We start from the raw sequence: 19,536 nt of genomic DNA on the forward strand, positions 1-19,536 counted from the left end.
ATCAAGGAAGGCCCTGGATATCTTCCATCCTGACCAGCCCGTCACGATGGATGATTGCTACGGTCCCCGCTACGATGGGGTCGCGGACAGGCGTGTCCAAGCTTTCGTCAAGCGGTGGCGGTGGAGCTGGATCATCCGGATTTTCCTCGCGCGAGGAAGCGTCGTTGTTGGGGTGGTCATAATAATTGTCATTTTCCATCACCGGCTCATCATAGACGGCGCGGAATGGTTGCTCCCAAAGCCGCTCCCTTATACTGGGGCCGCAACCCCTGCATCGAATTTCGTCTGCCGGAATGCCGCCGCCATCCTGCGTCCCTACGGGCAAATCCGCCTCAGCGGCGTAAGGATTGCCGACCAGTTCCGCCACCGGCCGGAGATTGTCGGCCAGCCGATCATGCAGGTTACCGCCTGTCGTATAGGCGGCCAACCCCAATCCAACGGTAGCGCCAGTCAGCACAGCCATGCCCAAGAGCATCTGGACTGACGCGCCGTGCAATAGATGACGTGCGCGTTCAGTACTCATGACAGACCAACGCCGCCCCTGCCTGAGCGGTTCCGCTAGCAGCGTTCCGCCGTTTCCGCCTTAGGGGCGTTACTGCGGCAATGTTCATACCGAATGATAGCGTTTTCGCTTGAAGAGGAACATCAATTCGCGGAGGTTGAGTCCCCGGACAATAGGGGGAGCACGAAATCCATGAAAGCCTGGCTGCTGCGCAAGGGCGCAACATCGCTTGACGATATGCATCTAGTGGATGTCGAAAAGCCCCAGCCTGGTCCCGGTGAAATTCTCATTCGGGTGCGGGCCTGTTCGCTAAATTACCGTGATCAACTCATTCCAAAAGGTCATTATTTTGGCGGCACGGTCGGCGAGGATATTGTGCCCCTGTCCGATGGAACGGGCGAAGTGGAGACGGTCGGTCCCGGCGTCACTCGCTTCCGGCCTGGAGATAGGGTCGCCGGCATTTTCTTTCAGAACTGGTTTGAAGGACCAATCACTCCAGCGGCTGGACCCGCCCTGGGCGCGCCGCCGGCCACGGGCATGTTGGCAGAATATGTAACCCTTCCGGAGACGGGCGTGGTGACCCTTGCCAATTCGCTGACTTTCGAAGAAGCGGCGACTTTGCCCTGTGCCGGCGTGACGGCCTGGAACGCATTGATGGAAGGCCCCAATCCAGTAAAGCCGGGCGACCATGTGCTGGTGATCGGTACGGGCGGCGTGTCATTGTTGGCGTTGCAGATAGCAAAGGCGGTGGGAGCCAGCGTCATTGCCACGTCCTCTTCCGATGCGAAACTGAACCGTGCGAGCGCGCTTGGAGCGGATGCAAGGATCAACTACCGGACCTTGTCCGATTGGGGAGCAGAGACAGCCAGGCTTTCAGGCAAGGGCGGCGTAGAGCATGTCGTGGAGGTGGGCGGTGTAGGTACGCTGGCCCAATCCATCCAGGCGGTCGGCTTTGGCGGCGAAATAGCCCTGATCGGCGTGCTGACCCGGGAAGGTGATACCAGCCCCCACGGCCTGATGTTCAAGGGGGCCAGCATGCGCGGCATCTTCGTCGGCTCAAGCCTGATGGCGGAGCGGCTCAATGACTTCATCGACGGGCACGGCATCCAACCCGTGGTTGACCGCATATTCCCAATGGAAGACGCCAAGGCAGCCTATGCGTATCAGGCTTCATCCCAGTTATTTGGCAAGGTCGTGATAAGGGTGCAGGGCGATTGAGAATTGGAACCGGTTGCGCTTCTGTCCAAACCCCTTTGCGTGTGAATGCAAGACCGACGCCAGCCCTTTAAGTTACCGGTCATATCCTTGGCGCAACCGTCCATAGTGACGCGTCGTTGGCGGGCATTCGGGTAGCTGAAGGCCGGTAAATGCAGGGATCATGTAAGGACGTAGCTATGACGTTGACAATTACGGCCGCCGTTTGCCGTACGCCCGATGGCCCAATCGCACTGGAGGAGGTCGCCATTGATGCTCCTCGTCCTGGCGAGGTACTGGTGAGGATCGTCGGGGCAGGCGTTTGCCACACGGATATGGCGATGCGCGCGCAGCAATTGCCCGTGCCGCAACCATCGGTTCTGGGTCACGAAGGGTCGGGCATTGTAGAACAGGTGGGCGAAGGCGTCTGTGACCTTGCCGTGGGCGACCGGGTCGTGCTGAGCTTCAATAGCTGCGGCACCTGTCCCAACTGTGCGGAACATGCGCCAGCCTATTGCCATCAGTTTGGCCTCTTTAACTTTGCGGGCATTCGCCCTGATGGATCGACAACGCTTTCTGGGGAAGGCGGAGCTATCCATGGGAATATCTTTGGCCAGTCTTCTTTTGCGACGCACGCGTTGGCGCATGCCCGCAATACCGTAAGGGTGCCGGATACGGCGCGCGAAATTCCGCTGGAACTACTCGGGCCCTTGGGCTGCGGAATCCAAACGGGAGCCGGCGCGGTACTGAACAACATGAAGGTGAAGGCGGGAAACAGCATAGCTGTCTTCGGTTCGGGCGCAGTCGGTCTGTCGGCAATCATGGCTTCGAAAATTGCGGGCGCGGGAATCATCATTGCAGTCGATCTCAATCCTGTTCGCTTGGAACTGGCGCTTGAATTGGGGGCAACACACGCGCTGGAAGGCGGCAAGGACGTTTACGACCGGATCAGGGAGATATGCCCTACGGGATTGAACTTTGCCTTCGACACGACTGGCATTTCGTCCGTCATCGAAAACGCATTCAACCTGATCGCTCCACGCGGCGTTCTTGGACTGGTCGGCGCAAGCGATGTCGACGCCACGCTTACCTTCAATGAAGGAGCGCTAATGGGCGGCGGCAAGACCGTGAAAGGCATATTGGAAGGTGATTCCAACCCCCAGATATTCATCCCCGAACTTATCGCCCATTATCAGGCCGGCCGCTTCCCCTTTAACCGCCTGGTCGAATATTTTCCGTTCGAGGCAATCAATGAGGCCCTGCACGCGGGCGACAGCGGCCGGGTCATCAAGCCTGTCTTACGGATGCCCGTTCAAAGCGGGTGAGCATGGCGATGAATGCGCGGATTTTCCCTCATCCGACGAAGCCGGTGTCGGGAATAAAACCGGGCTGTGCATGAAAAACGGCGGAAAAGCTGGAGCGGGTGAGGGGAATCGAACCCCCGTCGTAAGCTTGGGAAGCTTCTGCTCTGCCATTGAGCTACACCCGCGAGAAAGGCGGATTTCGGCGTTTTTGAGGCAAGTGTCAAGGGGCGGGGCTAGAAGCCCAAGCTCGCTCATCGGGCTTGCCTGGAATTCCCATTTAGTTGGGAATTTATTGGGAAAGTTTGCACTTTCGTCGTCGGCCCTGCGCCACGGCCAGCGACAACCCCTTGAAGTCTCAGCTTCTTCGGGCGGCGACGCTTGCCTGAAATGGGAATTCAGCTGGGAATGGGATTTCCTTATTCCAAGAAGCGATGGAGGCGCTTGCGAACCGCGACGCTCGCCGACATCGAGGCCAGCCTCCTTCAGTTCAATCGTCATGCGTGGACGGCCGTAGCTGCCAAGGCTCAGGCTGCATTGTTCAGGGATATGGGCAAGCACTTTTCAGATCGGTGCGATCACGCCGGGTCATGGGGCGTGATCGCCAGAAACGATAGCCACGGGGGCTCACCTGCATCACCCGGCAGATCGTCTCCACCGGCCACATGTGCCGTCAGCTCTCCACGAATGCGAACCTCACGGCTTTTGGCTCGCGAAGAACTGTGTGGCCTTTTTTAATATGTCCCTCTCCTCCTTGAGGATCCGGTTCTCCAGGCAAACTCGTTCATTCTCACGGGCCAAATCGGCCTGCGGCGCAGCCATCAGATCAGATGGCCGATACTGCGCCACCCACTTGCCCAGTGTCGATTTGCCCACCCCCAAATCCTTTGCCACGCGCTCACGCGGCAACCCGCTCGTCAGCGCATACGCACCGCCCCCTGCTTGAACTCTTCGGAAGGCTTCATCATCTCTTCGGTCTCATGCTGCGAGCTCTATACGCTCAGGTGACCGGCACAAAACCGTCACAAGTCCATGGGTACGATGGCGCGTTTTCGACGTCGTCGGCTCTTGGGCATGACGCGGCTAATTTTCACCGCTTCGATTTCGTTCCAGCACGGGCCCACTAGATCAGCGCGCCGAAGCCCCGTCAGCGCCACCAGCCGCATGCCATCCGCGACCGGCTGCGGTGCTTCCGTGCAGAAGCGCTCGATTTCATCATCATGCAATATGATTTGGGCACGACCGCCATTCTTGTAAAGCCGCGGAATATCTGTCGCGGCGTGGATCGCGACATGGCCGTGTAGCCGAGTACATAACGACACTGATGCTCGACTTTGCTGTGAAGTCCAGTCGAAAGAACACAGCTGTTCCATTTCAAAGCTTTATATCCGCGCCTAGCTTCTGTATCGAATGCGCCATGAAGCTGCGTCTGATCCTCCTATTTTTCATACTCTCAGCTGCGCTGAACCTATTTTGGGCAGCGCGGGATCCCAGCTGGCTTACGATCCCCGCCCTGCTGGCGGGGTGGTATGTGGCGGACATGCTCTCCGGCCTAGTCCACATGTTCATGGATTATCATCCCTGCCCAAGGGGTAAGGGGCTGGACCGGCTCTATTTCTATGAAGGCTCCCGTGGGTCTGAGGAGTATCAGCTTCTGTTCCAGCAGACTATGGCGGGAATTAATCCGTTTCAGCGGCTAGTCTACGACTTCAAGAACCATCATCCCAGGCCCAATGCCCTGGGCCGTAGGAATATGTGGCGGCAGATCGGCTCTACGGTGGTCGCCGGGGGTTTACCAGTGTCAGTGCTGTTCAATCTCATCTGCTGGTCAGGAGAGTTGCCTGGCTGGGTGGCGGCTGGATTTTTCTCTATGTTGATGGGCGGAACTTTTGCGCAGTATTTTCACGGTACCCTGCACCGGGAGGACAATCCAAGGATCATACTGGCGATGCGGCGCATGGGTCTGCTGATGACTCCCGAAGCGCACCAACTCCACCATGACACCCTTCGCCAGGATTTTAGCACAAACTGCGGCTGGTCGAACTGGTTAATGAATTTGGTGTTTGGGGCTGCTCGAGCGAAAGGGGCGTTTCCGGAAAGCGGACTGGAGCCGACGGCTTGATGCTTCCCGTCGCGCACCTTGCATTATGAGGCAGTGCAATGACCTAGTTACTTAAGGCGATGCGGCTGACTGCCTCGTTTGACAGATGAAGGCATTGGAACTAGGGGAGCGGGCTTTACGGGACGCTTCGCTTTTGGCGCTTGTAGTTTTCAGCGGGTGTTGCGGGCTCATATTACCTAAAGTTTGGAATACTGAAACATTTTGGGATGGGAATGAAATCGCGCCGCAACTCTTTTGGGGTGACGTTATCGGTCTGGAACGCGCTTCTTCTGCGCGAAGCGCTTTCGCGGCTATTCGGTAGTCGCGCTGCATGGTTCTGGTTATTGGCCGAACCGCTTGTGCATATGGTTATCATTGGATTCATCTACGCGTTCATTCGCCATCATACAGTCGGGGGTATCGATACGCTGATCTTCCTGGTTCTCGGCCTTCAGGGTTTTTTCTTGTTTAGGAGAACGGCTTCGCAGACTGCCGGAGCGATTGACGCCAACCGTGCGCTGTTTGCCTATCGCCAGGTAACGCCTACGGATACAGTGCTTATACGTGGGGTGCTTGAGGCCGTATTGATGGCCATGGTTGTGACGGCGATGATGGTCGGTCTTCTTCTACTGGGGCACGATATCCTTCCAATTGACCCTCTGGCTGTGCTGTTGGCATTTGCCGGTTTGTGGCTATTGGGAATGGCTTTCGGCTTGATAGTGGCAGCCGTTTCGCAACTAGCTCCTGAATTTCGGCGCATCGTTAATATGGTAATGATGCCACTTTATTTTATATCCGGCGTTTTGGCCCCGATTGCGAGTATCCCACAACCTTATAGAGGTTGGCTAATGCTCAATCCGATCGCCCATGGCCTAGATGCGGCTCGTACCGGTTTTGCGCCCTATTATCATCATGTGCCGGGATTGAGCCTGTCCTATCTTTATACATTTGCATTGGTGGGAGTTTTTGCCGGCTTGTTGCTGCACAGGCGGCTCGCGGAATTCATGGTGACCAGATGATTATCGCGGAAAATGTATACAAACGCTATAGAACTGATCACGGGCCCGGCAAGTGGGTCCTGGAAGGAGTGAATTTTGTCATTCCACCCCAGTTGAACGTGGGACTTGTCGGACGAAACGGTGCGGGAAAGTCGACCCTGTTGAGCATTTTGGGGGGAGTAGATCGACCCACGCGGGGGAAAGTTCAAAGACATTGTCGCGTGTCGTGGCCGATGGGATTTGGCGGCGGTTTACAAGGTTCCCTTACGGGACGCCAGAATACCAAATTCGTGTGTCGTATACATGGGCATGCTCATTCGATACCCGAAAAGATCGAATTTGTGCAGGATTTTGCCGAGATCGGCGACGGTTTCGACGAGCCCGTCAAAACTTATTCATCGGGGATGAAGGCGCGCCTGCAATTCGCGTTATCGCTGGCTTTCCAATTTGATGTCTATATATCCGACGAAATTACGTCGGTGGGCGATGCGGCATTTAAGAAGAAAGCGCGGAATGCCTTTCGGAATTTGGTGGGGAAATCGAGTATAATTATGGTTTCACATGGCGAGGAGACGCTTCGCGAATTTTGTCAGGCCGGCATCTGGATTGACAAGGGGCAAGCATATTGGTTCGACGATATCACCGATGCCTTGGATGCGTATAAAGGTAGCCTGTCTTTATGAAGCACGAAATTCTCGAGCTTCAGTTTAACGATCTGACCGCTCGCAGTACGCGCCTTGTGAAACGAGGCATTTTGCCCCTTGCCAAGCGTAATCCGATCTGGGCCGCCGCCCTTGTCTTTTCGTTTCTCTCTGCAGTGTATTGGTTATTTATAGCCTCGGATCGATACGTCTCCGAGGCGCATGTAATTGTGGAACGTACCGAGCTGACGGGAGGCAATCCGACAGACTTGGCGGGTCTTATTACTGGAGTTTCGAGTACGAACCGAGCAGACCAGCTGATCCTTCGGGATTACTTGCGGTCGATTGACATGATCAGGAAGCTCGACGTTGAGCTTAATCTGCGCGACCACTATTCGGCTTTCGGCATCGATCCCTTTTCGAAGCTCAAGTCCGACCCAACGATCGAAGAGCTCCACCGATATTTTCTCTCTCGAGTAGAGATTGAGTTTGATGACTATACCGGGGTTTTAATTATCCGTGCTGAAGGGTTTGACCCGGCCACAGCCCAGGAAATCACCAAGGCTCTCGTTCGCGAGGGCGAGCAGTTCATGAATGCTATGGCGCATAGCCTAGCTCAGGATCAGGTGTTGTTCCTTGAGCGGCAGGTAGCACTGTTGAACCGCCGCGCCATGGACGCCCGCGGGGCGGTCCTGGACTATCAGAACAAACATGGCCTGGTTTCCCCCGAAGCGGCAACTGAGACCATCAGCGGAATTGTTGCGCAGCTTGAAGGGCAGCGCACCGAAATGGAAACGAAACTTAGTTCTCTTCAATCTTATCTCGTCTCCGACCATCCCAGCATCGTGCAGCTTGAGCAGCAGATCGGCGCCATCAATCGTCAGATTGAAGAGGAAACGGGGAAATTGACCTCGTCCGGGGGAGGCAAGCTCAACGCTCAAATGGAAAGATTTCAGCGTTTGAAGATGGAAGCTTCGTTTGCGCTGGATTTGTACAAATCCGCCTTGGTGGCTCTTGAAAAAGGACGCGTTGAGGGAACTAGAACAATCAAAAAAATGTCTATTGTACAGAAGCCCAGTTTACCTGAAAGTGTCGAGAAGCCGCGTCGGATATATAATGCGATTTTATATATAATTATTGCGGTATTGATTGCTGGAATTGCGCATTTGCTTCTAGCTATAATTAACGACCACAGGGATTGAGAAAAAATGTTTTCAAAAATGGGGCTGCCTATCCTTGTCGTGTCTGTAGCTATATCTTTCATTCCCATGGCCACCTTGGCTAGCGATCAACTCGACGCCATTCAAGGATGGTCGGGATCTAGCGAGCTGCAGCGGGAAAATGTCGATCCCAGATCAACTGGGAGGGGGGAACGGCGTCCCTCGACGGCCACCGAAAAAACTGAAGAACCAAGTGCGCAAGTGGATTCGCAACAACTCCAACAAAGCCAAAAGCCCCAACAGCCCCAACAGCCCCAACAGCCTCAATATTTGGATTATTCTCGCAATGTCACGAGTGAGGTCTTCGGCGCCAACCTGTTCACCGGTGCTTTTGCACGACAGGCGGGGGCGCAGTTCAACCCGAATTACGTGATCAATGTAGGTGACAGCGTTCAGGTGCGGTTGTGGGGCGCATTTGAATTTCAAGCGGCATTAACAGTGGATCCTCAGGGTAATGTTTTCCTTCCCAATGTGGGCCCCGTCCAGTTGTTGGGTGTCCGAAATCAGGATTTGCAGCCGGTCATTGATAATGCCGTTCGCCGCGTTTTCCGGTCCAATGTATTTTCCTATGCCAGCTTGGCGGCGGCTCAACCCGTGCGGATCTATGTTGGAGGTTTCGTAAATCGTCCTGGCGCATATGCGGGCACGAGCATGGACAGCGTTCTCCATTATCTGGACCAAGCTGGCGGCATCGATCCCGACCGTGGCTCCTTCCTTGAGGTTCAGGTAAAAAGGGGATCAGCTGTACGCGCTCGGATGAGCCTGTATGATTTCCTTTTGGATGGCCAAATGCCTCAAGTGCAGCTGGCCGACGGCGATGTAATATTTGTTGGGCCGCGGCAGAATACGGTTCTAGTTAGCGGCCTTGCTGAAAACGCAAAGCGCTTTGAGTTTCAGGAAAAAAGCAAATCGCTTCATTCATTGGTCGCGATGGCGAAACCGATGCCGTCAGCAACACATGTGCGTGTCGTTCGAAATAGCGGCGTGACACGCAACGTAGAATATTATCCGCTGACGGAAGGCACCAACGTCATTATCCAAGATGGGGACGAGCTATCTTTCACTGCCGACAAGAAACTTGGGACTATCACTGTAAGAGTGGAAGGGGAGCATGAGAGCCCTCAGGAATATGTATTGCCTTACGGTGCCAAGCTGGGAGGGTTGTTGAGCCAGATTGAGTATTCCAGTCGATCGGACCGTCAGAACCTTCAATTATTCAGGCAAAGCGTTAAGGAACGGCAAAAGGAACTTTTGGAGGTTTCTTTACGAGCGCTTGAAACAGCCGCCCTTACCGCACGCTCTGGAACGAGCGATGAAGCGCGTCTGCGGCAGGAAGAGGCGGACCTCATTCTACGTTGGGTGGACCGTGCTCGGGATATAGAGCCGAATGGACAGGTGGTAATTTCCCAATCTCCAGACATGAATGACCTGCTCCTGGAAAACGGCGATATATTGCGCGTGCCGGTCAGGGACGGACTGGTGCTGGTGAGTGGCGAGGTGTTGTTTCCCAATGCGGTCGCATTTAACGGCAATATGACGGTCAGAGACTATATCGATCGCGCTGGTGGCTTTACAAATAATGCCGATGCCTCTCGCATCATTGTAGCCCGTCAGGACGGGAGCTTCGCGGAAGCCAAGCGGAATTCGAAGATGCTCAGCTTCGGAAGCCGAGCCTCTGCCATAGATTCTGGTGACCAGATTATGGTGTTGCCCAGGATAGACGTAAAATCCCGACAGATATTCAAGGAAATGACGCAGATCCTTTACCAGATCGCGGTAAGCGCGAGAGTGGCTCTAGGGATTTGAGTGCTGGCCCATTTGGCCGCATGCAGATATTGGAGACGTGCAGTGCCGTTTGGAGGGGTTCGTACGAAGTTGTTTAAAATGGTAAGGCTAGGCACGCCTTGGCCAGGACACGAAGCTTACGCCATTGACGTCGGACATAGCCCGCGCGTAATTTGTCGAGCATTCCGTTATTTTCAAGTGCGTAGCGGGTGTTGACAACTCTATGAACCATTGCCTCGCACGAGGTGTAACCCTTTAAATCGGGATCCCAGTACAAAGGATAGCGCAGGAGAGTGCCGGCAACAAGTTCGTCGAGCGTGAGCCATCGCTGACGCCGCTTGAGCCCCGCTCCGTCCCGGCATTTATCTAGAGTAAGACCCCAGCCGGCATAAAATGGTTGACCATAGGTAACCACGCTCTTTTCGCGCAATAGTGCATCAAAACCTGAAAGGGATGTCATTGTGTGCACCTCGTCGCAGGCTTCAATGCAACTGATGACCGACAGTCTGTTTTCGATGTGATCGGCCCATTTGCGGGCTTTGGTCAACGGAAGGCGTCCCTTGCGATTGCCCGACAGCACGTCGGGATGCGGCTTATAGACAATGAATGCATCAGGCGCAGCCTCTCTAGTAGCGCGGAGCAAATCGTGATTGGTGCGAACGTCTGAACAGCCAAAACGGATTGAGGCGTCATCTTCGACTTGTCCTGGTACGAAAAGGACGCGTCGATCCTGGCCCGTCCATTCTGCTGGCGCGCGCGGCTCCATATTATATTTACTGATACCCTGAGCCGCTATAAGATTGCGGAGATTCCTTGCCCTTTCCCGTTCCTCTTCGGAAAACTCGATGGTCGCCAGCAGCGTTTCAAGATCTGAAGGCCGCCGGGGGTCGAAATAGAGACCCTGGCCATCCAGAACGAGCGACAGCGGAGCAATCAGGTCAGACCCCAGGCCAACGGATCGAATGAAACCATCCTCCATGCACATCGTGCCCGCCCCACTTTCGTCTGCAAGTTCGGTCACGCCTAGGGGGGCTTCATTACCCCACCAAATGATCTTATCCCCAGCCTTGAGCAAAAGATTTCGAGCGGCCCGGGCGTCTGGAACAAACAAGGTCTGACGTCGGTTGGGGGAAAGCAATGGTGCGAGGCTCGCCCGCTTCCATCGCCTTAGCCCGACACCTATTATGCGCCCCGCGCCATCCGTCCCATAAAGTTTGTGATAAGCTTCGCGTTGGGTAGCAAGCCAGTCGATGCCATCGAATATGGTGCCGATTTCGGCGGTGGTGGGATTGAGGTAGCGCGCATAATGGATGTAGGCCGCAGCGAACAGTTCGTCCACCGTTCTGCGTGCTCCACGTCGGGCACAGCTTTGCCTGTCGTCTGTCACGCCCCAACCTGCATACCATGGCAATCCTAGAACGGTGACAGGCTTTCCTGCCAGTAACGCCTCGAATCCCATAGTTGAGGTCACAACATAGACCCGGTCCATTTCAACAAGCAGACTGAACGGATTGATGGGCTTGTTCAGGAGCACAGTCCGAAGGTCATTCCTTATGTGGCAGAGATGCCCACCCTTTCGGCCAGAGCTAACCTCCGGATGCGTTTTAACATAGATGGTTGCTTCAGGGTTTTCCTGCCGCGCCAGCGCAAGCATCTCCGTGAAGCTTTCCGGCTTGGCCCCGCCCAGAGAAATGCTGAGGTCCCCGCGCGTTTGGTCGATAACCAATATCCGTCCCTTGTCGCCAGAACGAAGGATCGATGAGTCGAGCATGGGCGCGTTGTTATATTTGCTAAGCCCATGTTTGAGCAGCAGCTGTCTAGCCAATGCTGCTTGTTCTTCAACGCCATCTAACGGGCTGGCAGGCGAATTCAGCAGGTTTTCCAGTGCGCTCGGCCTGGTACTGTCATAATAAATTCCAACATCATCAACAACTAGGGAGATAGGCGGAAACCGCCGACCGGGGCCAAAGGAACGCAAAAAGCCATCCTCAAGGCGCAGAACGGGAACTCTCTGCCTCTGTGCCAATTTTTCTGCGCGGCGACCCGAACGCTTGATGCCCCAGCCCGCAACAGCGCTGGCCTTCGGCAACTCAAGACGATTAGAAGTCACGTTTTCGCCTAGAAATGTCGAAATGAATGGGATAGCGGCTATGCGTCGGGAAATCAGAATTGTCATCAGGATTGCGTCTACGAGGTTGGCGGATTAAAGCTAGCCCCTTCGGAGGCTCTTAACTGCTGTATAAGATGTTTTGGGCCACATAATTATTTGCCCCCTTTAAGCCATTCCCCTAAAAAAAGAGAGGTATCCCATTCTAGGAAGTCACTGCTTGATACGCGGTCTCGCGGCGTTTATGAAGAATACACCAATGATAGGCAAATAGGCGTGTCGCAACTGCACTCAAGAGGGGTTCTGTCCCAGGGCGTAAGCAGGGCGTGGGGTGCCTTATATCGCCACCATTAACAGGGATTTGGAAAAAAATGAAAATACAGCTTGCTGCCATGCCCCAGATTCAACTGGAGGAGGAAGGGGGCTTGTCAGGCATTGGCAATTTGGCTGCCGCCTGCCGCGATGCAATAATTGCCGAGGCAGCTGCTCTCTTTGACTTTGCCGAACGTCTCGGGCCGGATTTCCTGCAGGCGCTTCAGCTTATCCACACATCAACCGGCCCGTTGGTCGTGGCAGGAATCGGTAAGTCGGGACACATCGCAAAAAAAATCGCGTCGACCTTTTCCTCTATTGGGAAGCCGTCGGTATTCGTTCACGCGGCTGAGGCAAGTCACGGTGATTTAGGGGTCATTCAAACGAACAGCGCGGTTCTTATTCTATCCAACTCAGGGGAGACATCGGAACTGTCGGACCTCATCCATTATTGTAAAGTCCACGACATTGATACTGTCGCAATCACGGCGAATGCCGAAAGCACGCTCGCGCGCAATTCGACAGCGACCATCGCTTATGGCCAGGTGCAGGAAGTATGTCCCAATGGTCTAGCGCCGACCACTTCGACGACCCTTTCATTGGCGATCGGTGATGCTCTGGCGGTGGGGTTGGTTCACCTTCTGGGTACCGCGCCGGAGGACTTTCGGCGATATCACCCCGGCGGCAAATTGGGAGCGAAGCTGCTCAGCGTGGGAGATCTCATGCACGTCGGTGATGCGCTGCCGGTAGTGGCGCCTGATACGCCTATGGCTGAAGCGGTTGTGGTAATGTCGGAAAAATCTTTGGGTATTCTCGTTTCGCTTCAGGGCGATCATATCCATGGTGTTGTGACGGATGGAGATATGCGCCGGAACGTTAATCGTCTCTGGCATTCCAAAGTTTCCGATATTGCCACGCCTGATCCCGTGTTCGTGCGTGCCGATTGCTTGGCTGCCGATGCGTTAGAACTGATGACAGTACGTGGCATCACTGCTTGCCTGGTGGAAGACGAAGTGGGGCGCCTCATTGGACTGCTTCACATCCATGACTGTCTAAGGGCAAGTGTGAAGCAGTGAAAACTGTCATAGTTATTCCTGCACGCTATGCCTCCTCGCGTTATCCGGGCAAGCCCCTGGTGGAGTTGAAGGGATCGGACGGAGTTTCAAAGCCGTTGATTCAGAGAACATGGGAAACGGCCCTGGCTGCATCCGGGGTCGAGGATGTTTTTGTCGCCACTGACGATGATCGGATCGCCGCTCGCGTTCGCGATTTCGGCGGAAAAGTCATTATGACCAGCGAAAATTGCGCCAATGGAACGGAGCGCTGTGCTGAGGCGCTTGCCAACCTGCAGCAAGTGCCCGATCTGATTGTCAACCTTCAGGGTGACGCGCCTCTAACGCCTTTCTGGTTCCTGGAGGACTTGATAGCCGCGCTTGGAGACCGCCATGACATTGCAGTTGCCACCCCGGTACTTCGATGTAATATGCAGACTTACGCCCACTTTCGCGCCGACCGTGCGGAGGGTAGGGTAGGGGGGACCACCGCCGTCTTTGGCCGCGATCGCTGTGCACTTTATTTCTCGAAGGAAGTGGTTCCCTACCTCCCACAAGAGAAAGTGACCGAACCTCTTCCGGTCTTTCATCATGTCGGCGTTTACGCCTATCGGCCCGAAGCGCTTAGCCGTTATTCAAAGTGGACAGAAGGGCCATTGGAGGCCAATGAAGGCCTTGAACAACTCCGTTTCTTGGAGAATGGCGAACGCGTTCTCTGTGTTGAGGTGGATGCACGGGGCCGGCTGTTCTGGGAACTCAACAATCCCGTGGACGTCGCTCGAATTGAGGAAGTGTTGTAAGAGGTGATGGAAAAAAACACGTCCAGCAAACATATCCAGGTTGGGGACATCAGCATTGGGAACGATCTGCCCCTTGTCCTTATTGCCGGTCCATGCCAGATCGAGACGGTGGATCATGCGCTTATGATGGCGGATCGGATCGCGACAGCCTGTGCCCCCACCGGCATCAGCTTCATATACAAATCGAGCTACGATAAGGCTAACCGCTCCTCGCACAACACTGCGCGAGGTGTTGGGATGGAAAGGGGACTGGAGATCCTTGCCACCGTAAAAGACCGTTTCGGCTGCCCGGTCTTAACCGACGTGCATGAATCGGCTCAATGCGCACTTGTGGCACAGGTGGTGGATGTGCTTCAAATCCCTGCTTTTCTCTGCCGTCAGACCGACCTTTTACTCGCGGCTGGGGAGACGGGAGCAGCAATCAATGTAAAAAAAGGCCAATTTCTGGCTCCTTGGGACATGGCCAATGTCGCTGCCAAGCTCGCCTCGACCGGAAATCAGCGGATCATGCTGTGCGAGAGGGGAACCAGCTTTGGCTATAACACGCTGGTAACGGATTTTCGCTCTCTGCCCATCATGGCCGAAACGGGCTATCCGGTCGTGTTCGATGTGACGCATTCAGTGCAGCAGCCGGGAGGCAAAGGTACGAGCAGTGGTGGCGAGCGCCGCTTTGTGCCGGCATTGGCGCGGGCTGCAGTTGCAGTGGGTTGCGCGGCGTTGTTCATAGAGACGCACGAAGATCCCGATAATGCACCGTCAGATGGACCGAACATGGTGCCAGTTGCTCAGCTGAAGGACATTCTGGCAACACTGGGAAATAACTACGGTCGCACCTGACTTTGCGGCTGATCTGACAACGGCTCTGAGGTCGAGGCAAAATTGGGAGGTGAGCCTTCGCAAGTCCTCCGAAGCACTGAGTTGCCATGCATTCAAAAAGTAAGCGGAGAGACCCATTGGATTACGTACCGTACGGCCGTCAATCAATCGATGAAAACGATATAAAGGCTGTTGTTGACGTCCTCCGTTCAGATTTCCTGACCCAAGGTCCTGCGGTAGAGCGCTTTGAGGAAGCGGTTGGTGATGTGGCAGATGCTGCTCATTGCGTCGCCGTAAACTCAGCGACATCAGCCCTGCACATTGCTTGTCTGGCGCTCGAGGTGGGCGCGGGGGATTGGGTATGGACGTCGCCCAACTCGTTTGTAGCCTCCGCCAATTGCGCTCTTTATTGCGGCGCGCGGGTAGATTTCGTCGATATCGATCCGGCGACATTCAACATGTGTCCACAGGCGCTGGTAAGAAAGCTAGAGCAAGCTGAGGCGGCGGGACGTCTTCCAAAAGTTGTGATACCGGTTCACCTTTGCGGCCAGCCATGCCGTATGGACGAGATCGGCGCGCTGGCGAAACGCTATGGATTCAAAATAATAGAAGATGCCAGCCACGCAATTGGCGGGCAATATCAGGGGCGTCCTATAGGAGCATGCGATTATTCCGATATCACGGTGTTTTCTTTCCACCCGGTCAAGATTGTCACCACGGGGGAGGGAGGCTGCGCCACTACGCAGAATGAGCAACTTGCTGAGAGAATGAGATTGCTGCGATCCCACGGAATTACACGAGATGAGCGCAAGATGACCGAGCCATCTCATGGTCCATGGTATTATCAGCAAATAGACCTTGGCATGAATTATCGAATGACCGAGTTGCAGGCCGCACTTGGGAAGTCTCAGATGACGCGCCTTGAATCTTTCGTTGCACGCCGGCATGTGCTGGCCAGCCGCTATGACGATGGCCTACGCTCTCTCCCGCTGGACCTACCGTTCCGGCACGCGGACGCATATTCGGGCTTCCATCTTTATGTCATTCAATTACGGCTGGATCAGATCAGGCATACTCATCGCGAGGTGTTTGACGAGCTCCGCCAGAAGAGAATTGGCGTAAACCTTCACTATATACCAATATATTTGCAGCCCTTTTATCGCCAGATGGGTTTCGATCCAGGTTACTGCCCGGAAGCAGAGAGATATTATTCCCGCTCCATATCGATCCCGCTTTACCATGACATGACCGAGTTGCAGCAGGATCGTGTTATGAACGTCATCGAGCAGGCTTTACGGTGAAGCTCTGCCTGATTCCGGCTCGTGGAGGATCGAAACGGATTCCGCGAAAGAATGTGAAGCCTTTTTTTGGCAAGCCGATTATCGAACGATCCATTGAAGCCGCTTTGTCTTGCGATAAAATCGACCGGGTGATCGTATCGACCGATGACGCTGAAATTGCCGAGGTGGCGCAAAATGCCGGCGTAGAGGTGCCATTCGTGCGGGCTGCGCATCTTTCCGACGATCACGCCACGATCATGGACGTTATCGCCGACACGCTGGAATGGGCGGACAGAGAAATTAATGAACCTCTCGCCGCCATATGCTGCCTTTATGCAACAGCGCCATTCGTAAGGGCGGAAGACCTCTCCGGTGCCTATCGCCGTTTGAAGGAAAGCGGCGCATCGTGCGTGTTCACAGCTACTGAATATGCTTACCCCATCCAGCGGGCTCTGCGGATCGTAGATGGGCGCGTAGCAATGTTCCAGCCTAACCATCTTGTGACTCGGTCCCAGGATCTTGAGCCCGCTTATCATGATGCCGGCCAATTTTACTGGCTAAGACCAGATGCCGTACGGGCGCGCATTCCAATCTTTGGCCCCCAATCAGCAATTTATCTCTTGGACCGGGCGCGAGTCCAGGACATTGACACCATTGAAGATTGGAATTTCGCAGAACGACTCTTCGCCTTGGCTCAAGGCGAAAGGGGAGGCGGCGAAAGAGGCGGTTTCCATGACTGACGTAAATCAGGGCAGGGTGGTTTTTCGGGTAGATGGTTCCGTGCAAATCGGGACAGGCCACGTTATGCGCTGCCTCACTCTTGCTGATGCATTGCTCAGGCGGGGTGTTAAAAGCCTGTTCTTGTGCCGTAATATCGAGAATGGCCTTGCAGAATGGATTGAAGGAGCTGGCCACCAGCTGATTCGGCTGCCGACAGATGGCCCGCCAGCGTCTCCCCAGCAACGTTATGGAGAATGGCTGGGGACTACACAAGAATATGATGCGGAAACTGTACTTTCGGTCTTGAGGAGGTCCAATGAGCCTCTGCCTGTTGCCATTGTGGTGGATCATTACGGGCTCGATTATATTTGGGAGGTCATGGTGGACGCCCACCCAAAAGCGCCAATTTTGGCCATTGATGATCTCAATCGACGGCACCATTGTGAATTTCTGCTCGATACGACCTTTGGTAAGCAACCCGCAGCGTATGAGAGCCTAGTTCCCGCCGAATGTCATATTATGGTTGGCTCCGATTTCGCTTTATTGAGGCCCGATTTCGCGAGAATGCGCTCAACAGTGCTGGACTGTAGGGACCAGGCGTTCGGCACGGGGAGTCCCGTCCAGAACCTATTAGTGTCGATGGGAGGTGCGGACCCCCATGATGCAACAGGCCTTGTGCTGGACGCCCTAGGCCCCCTCCTGAAAGAATATGATTTTCAAATACACGCACTCATAGGTCCAGCCTATCCGAACAACGACAAACTTGATGGTCGAGTGAAAAATTTGACCGATCGGGTTGTCGTTCACCGCAGTGTTAGGGATGTCGCCGAACTTCTTGGTCGTATGGACCTTTGCATTGGAGCGGCAGGTACGTCGAGCTGGGAGCGGTGTTGCTTGGGCCTTCCCACTGTCAATGTCGTTTTGGCCGAAAATCAGAGGGTCGTTGCGGCTGAGCTTTTATCAGAGGGCGCTGTCGTGGACGGAGGTGATCTTAGCAGAGGTCGGAGTCCCTGGGACGCACATGTTCGGACACAGTTGAGTGATAGCACCCTGTTGCTGCTTAAGGATTTGGACAGGCGAAGAACGATAAGCGAAGCTGCGCGGAGGGTCACAGATGGCCTCGGCTCGCAGCGCGTTATCAGGGCAATGCTGTCAGCTATTGTTAAGCGACACGCAATTCATTTGCGACCCGCGATTTGGGATGACGCGCCAATAATCTTTGATTGGCAGTGCTACCCGGATACTCGTCGCTATGCAGTCAATCCAGCCGCTCCCTCCTGGAACGAACATGAAACATGGATACGGGGAAAGCTGGCCAACAAGAGCAGCAGCTTTTACATTCCCTCCGTCGGTCAGATTCCTTGCGGAATGGTGCGCCTGGATCGGACGGATGCCCCCGTGCCTCCCAACGCAGATGGGAGGCAGATTCGCGAGGTGTCCATTCTGACGGCACCTGAATTTTACGGTTGCGGTGTGGCGCGACAAGCACTTCAGGAGCTGCAAACTCTTCATTCGGACGAGATCATTGTTGCGCATGTCCTTCCCGGAAATGCCGCATCTCATGCGCTTTTTAAAAAAGCCAATTTTGAACCTTATCACGCTGAATTCTATGCCTGGTATGGACTACGGGAATCAAGGAATAAGGACGCAAGATGACATCTTCATTCATAATGGGGGGCAAATGGATCGGCCCTGAGCATGAGCCATTCATCATTGCTGAAATGTCCGGAAATCATAATGGCTCAAAAGAGCGCGCGCTGGAGATCGTCCGTGCAGCAGCACGGTGCGGGGTGGATTGCCTGAAGTTTCAAACCTACACGGCAGATACGATGACGCTGAATTCTATGCGGAATGATTTTGTCATTCGCGACGAGAAAAGTCTTTGGAACGGCCGTCAACTCCATGACCTTTACAAAGAAGCCTATACACCATGGGAGTGGCATGCTGATCTTTTCCAGGCGGCCAAAGACCTAGGAGTGCTATCCTTTTCCACGCCATTTGATGAGAGCGCTGTAGATTTCCTCGACGACCTTGGCGTGCCAATGTTCAAGATTGCGTCCTTTGAGTTGACGCATCTGCCTCTTATTCGAAAAGTCGCCAAGACAGGCAAGCCGATCATCATGTCCACGGGCATGGCCAGCCTTGAGGATATCAGCGAGGCTATTTCCACCGCACGGGAAGCCGGTGGGGGGCATATTGTCATACTGAAATGCACCAGCCAGTATCCAGCTAATGCGGCCGACGCCAATCTTCGAACCATAGCCGATATGCAGGAGCGCTTCGGTGTGCAGGTAGGATTGTCCGATCACACGCTTGGTATTGGCGTAGCTGTTGCCGCAGTTGCGCATGGGGCGACGGTCATAGAAAAGCATTTCACGCTTGATCGGAATGACGGCGGAGTGGATTCCGCTTTCTCTCTGGAGCCATGGGAAATGAAGCTGTTGAAGGAAGAAACCGCTAGAGCTTGGCACGCCAGCGGCAGCATCAGTTATTCCGGCACGGAGAATGAAGCGAAGTCGCGGCAGTTCAGGCAATCAATTTATCCCACCAGAGATATCGCCGCAGGCGAGATGTTCACGATGGAGAACCTGAAGATCTGCCGTCCGGGGCTTAGTCTTGCTCCGCGTTATTGGGACCAGCTGCTTGGCAAGTCCGCAAAGCGGTCCATCGCATTTGCCGAGCGGCTGACGGAAAATGATTTATAGGC

Annotated in this window: 17 protein-coding genes, 1 tRNA gene and 1 pseudogene; 14 read left to right on the forward strand and 5 right to left on the reverse strand. The window is 54.6% G+C overall.

The window, feature by feature from the left end; all coding sequences use genetic code 11:
• Position 1: 1 nt before the first annotated feature.
• Positions 2–523: a hypothetical protein gene (locus HNQ99_RS01765; RefSeq protein ID WP_184473905.1), complete on the reverse strand. Its 522-nt coding sequence runs from the start codon at positions 521–523 to the stop codon at positions 2–4.
• Between the two features lie 171 nt (positions 524–694).
• On the opposite strand from HNQ99_RS01765, the gene HNQ99_RS01770 reads away from it, so the two are divergent.
• Both HNQ99_RS01770 and HNQ99_RS01775 read left to right on the forward strand, forming a co-directional pair.
• A complete protein-coding gene (locus HNQ99_RS01770; protein ID WP_184473906.1) occupies positions 695–1,720 on the forward strand; it encodes a zinc-dependent alcohol dehydrogenase family protein in 1,026 nt (341 codons plus the stop codon).
• A 176-nt stretch (positions 1,721–1,896) separates the two neighbouring features.
• Positions 1,897–3,021 carry an NAD(P)-dependent alcohol dehydrogenase gene (locus HNQ99_RS01775; protein ID WP_221232510.1) on the forward strand — a complete coding sequence of 375 codons (1,125 nt, stop codon included), beginning with the start codon at positions 1,897–1,899 and terminating at the stop codon, positions 3,019–3,021.
• Positions 3,022–3,111: 90 nt separating this feature from the next.
• On the opposite strand, the gene HNQ99_RS01780 is transcribed toward HNQ99_RS01775, so the two are convergent.
• The 3 genes and pseudogenes from HNQ99_RS01780 to HNQ99_RS01790 all read right to left on the reverse strand — a co-directional run bounded on the left by HNQ99_RS01780 (position 3,112) and on the right by HNQ99_RS01790 (position 4,319).
• Positions 3,112–3,185: transfer RNA gene (locus HNQ99_RS01780), tRNA-Gly, on the reverse strand.
• Between the two features lie 265 nt (positions 3,186–3,450).
• Positions 3,451–3,965: pseudogene (locus HNQ99_RS16480) on the reverse strand (transposase); the annotation flags it as partial.
• Positions 3,966–4,019: 54 nt separating this feature from the next.
• On the reverse strand, positions 4,020–4,319 hold the full coding sequence (locus HNQ99_RS01790) for a hypothetical protein (RefSeq protein ID WP_184473907.1): 300 nt from the start codon (positions 4,317–4,319) through the stop codon (positions 4,020–4,022).
• A gap of 95 nt (positions 4,320–4,414) precedes the next feature.
• Between HNQ99_RS01790 and HNQ99_RS01795 the strand changes: the two genes are divergently transcribed.
• From HNQ99_RS01795 to HNQ99_RS01815, 5 genes are all read left to right on the forward strand, one after another.
• Entirely contained in the window at positions 4,415–5,119 is a 705-nt protein-coding gene (locus HNQ99_RS01795) for a fatty acid desaturase CarF family protein (protein ID WP_184473908.1), read from the forward strand.
• A gap of 212 nt (positions 5,120–5,331) precedes the next feature.
• Entirely contained in the window at positions 5,332–6,117 is a 786-nt protein-coding gene (locus tag HNQ99_RS01800; protein ID WP_184473909.1) for an ABC transporter permease, read from the forward strand.
• On the forward strand, positions 6,114–6,779 hold the full coding sequence (locus HNQ99_RS01805; RefSeq protein ID WP_184473910.1) for an ABC transporter ATP-binding protein: 666 nt from the start codon (positions 6,114–6,116) through the stop codon (positions 6,777–6,779). Before HNQ99_RS01800 ends, HNQ99_RS01805 begins: the two co-directional genes overlap by 4 nt.
• The gene (locus HNQ99_RS01810) at positions 6,776–7,939 is read left to right on the forward strand and encodes a hypothetical protein (RefSeq protein ID WP_221232511.1); all 1,164 of its coding nucleotides are present in this window, start codon (positions 6,776–6,778) and stop codon (positions 7,937–7,939) included. Before HNQ99_RS01805 ends, HNQ99_RS01810 begins: the two co-directional genes overlap by 4 nt.
• A 288-nt stretch (positions 7,940–8,227) precedes the next feature.
• On the forward strand, positions 8,228–9,763 hold the full coding sequence (locus HNQ99_RS01815) for a polysaccharide biosynthesis/export family protein (protein ID WP_221232512.1): 1,536 nt from the start codon (positions 8,228–8,230) through the stop codon (positions 9,761–9,763).
• Between the two features lie 73 nt (positions 9,764–9,836).
• Here the strand turns inward: HNQ99_RS01815 and HNQ99_RS01820 are convergent, their stop codons facing one another.
• Complete coding sequence (locus HNQ99_RS01820; RefSeq protein ID WP_184473911.1) at positions 9,837–11,918, reverse strand: capsular polysaccharide biosynthesis protein; 2,082 nt, start codon at positions 11,916–11,918, stop codon at positions 9,837–9,839.
• Between the two features lie 302 nt (positions 11,919–12,220).
• Here HNQ99_RS01820 and HNQ99_RS01825 point away from each other — a divergent pair, with 302 nt between their 5' ends.
• From HNQ99_RS01825 to pseI, 7 genes are all read left to right on the forward strand, one after another.
• The gene (locus HNQ99_RS01825) at positions 12,221–13,237 is read left to right on the forward strand and encodes a KpsF/GutQ family sugar-phosphate isomerase (protein ID WP_184473912.1); all 1,017 of its coding nucleotides are present in this window, start codon (positions 12,221–12,223) and stop codon (positions 13,235–13,237) included.
• Positions 13,234–14,013, forward strand: a complete 780-nt coding sequence (locus HNQ99_RS01830; protein ID WP_184473913.1) for a 3-deoxy-manno-octulosonate cytidylyltransferase — start codon at positions 13,234–13,236, stop codon at positions 14,011–14,013. Before HNQ99_RS01825 ends, HNQ99_RS01830 begins: the two co-directional genes overlap by 4 nt.
• Before the next feature lie 6 nt (positions 14,014–14,019).
• The gene (gene kdsA, locus HNQ99_RS01835; protein WP_184473914.1) at positions 14,020–14,850 is read left to right on the forward strand and encodes a 3-deoxy-8-phosphooctulonate synthase; all 831 of its coding nucleotides are present in this window, start codon (positions 14,020–14,022) and stop codon (positions 14,848–14,850) included.
• A 116-nt stretch (positions 14,851–14,966) separates the two neighbouring features.
• Positions 14,967–16,130 (forward strand): UDP-4-amino-4,6-dideoxy-N-acetyl-beta-L-altrosamine transaminase, encoded by a 1,164-nt coding sequence (gene pseC / locus HNQ99_RS01840; RefSeq protein WP_246414331.1) that lies wholly within the window; start codon positions 14,967–14,969, stop codon positions 16,128–16,130.
• On the forward strand, positions 16,127–16,849 hold the full coding sequence (pseF, locus tag HNQ99_RS01845) for a pseudaminic acid cytidylyltransferase (RefSeq protein ID WP_184473916.1): 723 nt from the start codon (positions 16,127–16,129) through the stop codon (positions 16,847–16,849). Before pseC ends, pseF begins: the two co-directional genes overlap by 4 nt.
• Positions 16,842–18,485 (forward strand): UDP-2,4-diacetamido-2,4,6-trideoxy-beta-L-altropyranose hydrolase, encoded by a 1,644-nt coding sequence (gene pseG / locus HNQ99_RS01850; protein WP_184473917.1) that lies wholly within the window; start codon positions 16,842–16,844, stop codon positions 18,483–18,485. The genes pseF and pseG overlap by 8 nt, the downstream gene beginning before the upstream one ends.
• Positions 18,482–19,534, forward strand: coding sequence for a pseudaminic acid synthase (gene pseI / locus HNQ99_RS01855; RefSeq protein ID WP_184473918.1), 1,053 nt, complete (start codon positions 18,482–18,484; stop codon positions 19,532–19,534). The genes pseG and pseI overlap by 4 nt, the downstream gene beginning before the upstream one ends.
• The last annotated feature ends 2 nt before the right edge of the window (positions 19,535–19,536 follow it).

The sequence above is a fragment of the Rhizorhapis suberifaciens genome, assembly GCF_014200045.1.
GTDB lineage: Bacteria > Pseudomonadota > Alphaproteobacteria > Sphingomonadales > Sphingomonadaceae > Rhizorhapis > Rhizorhapis suberifaciens.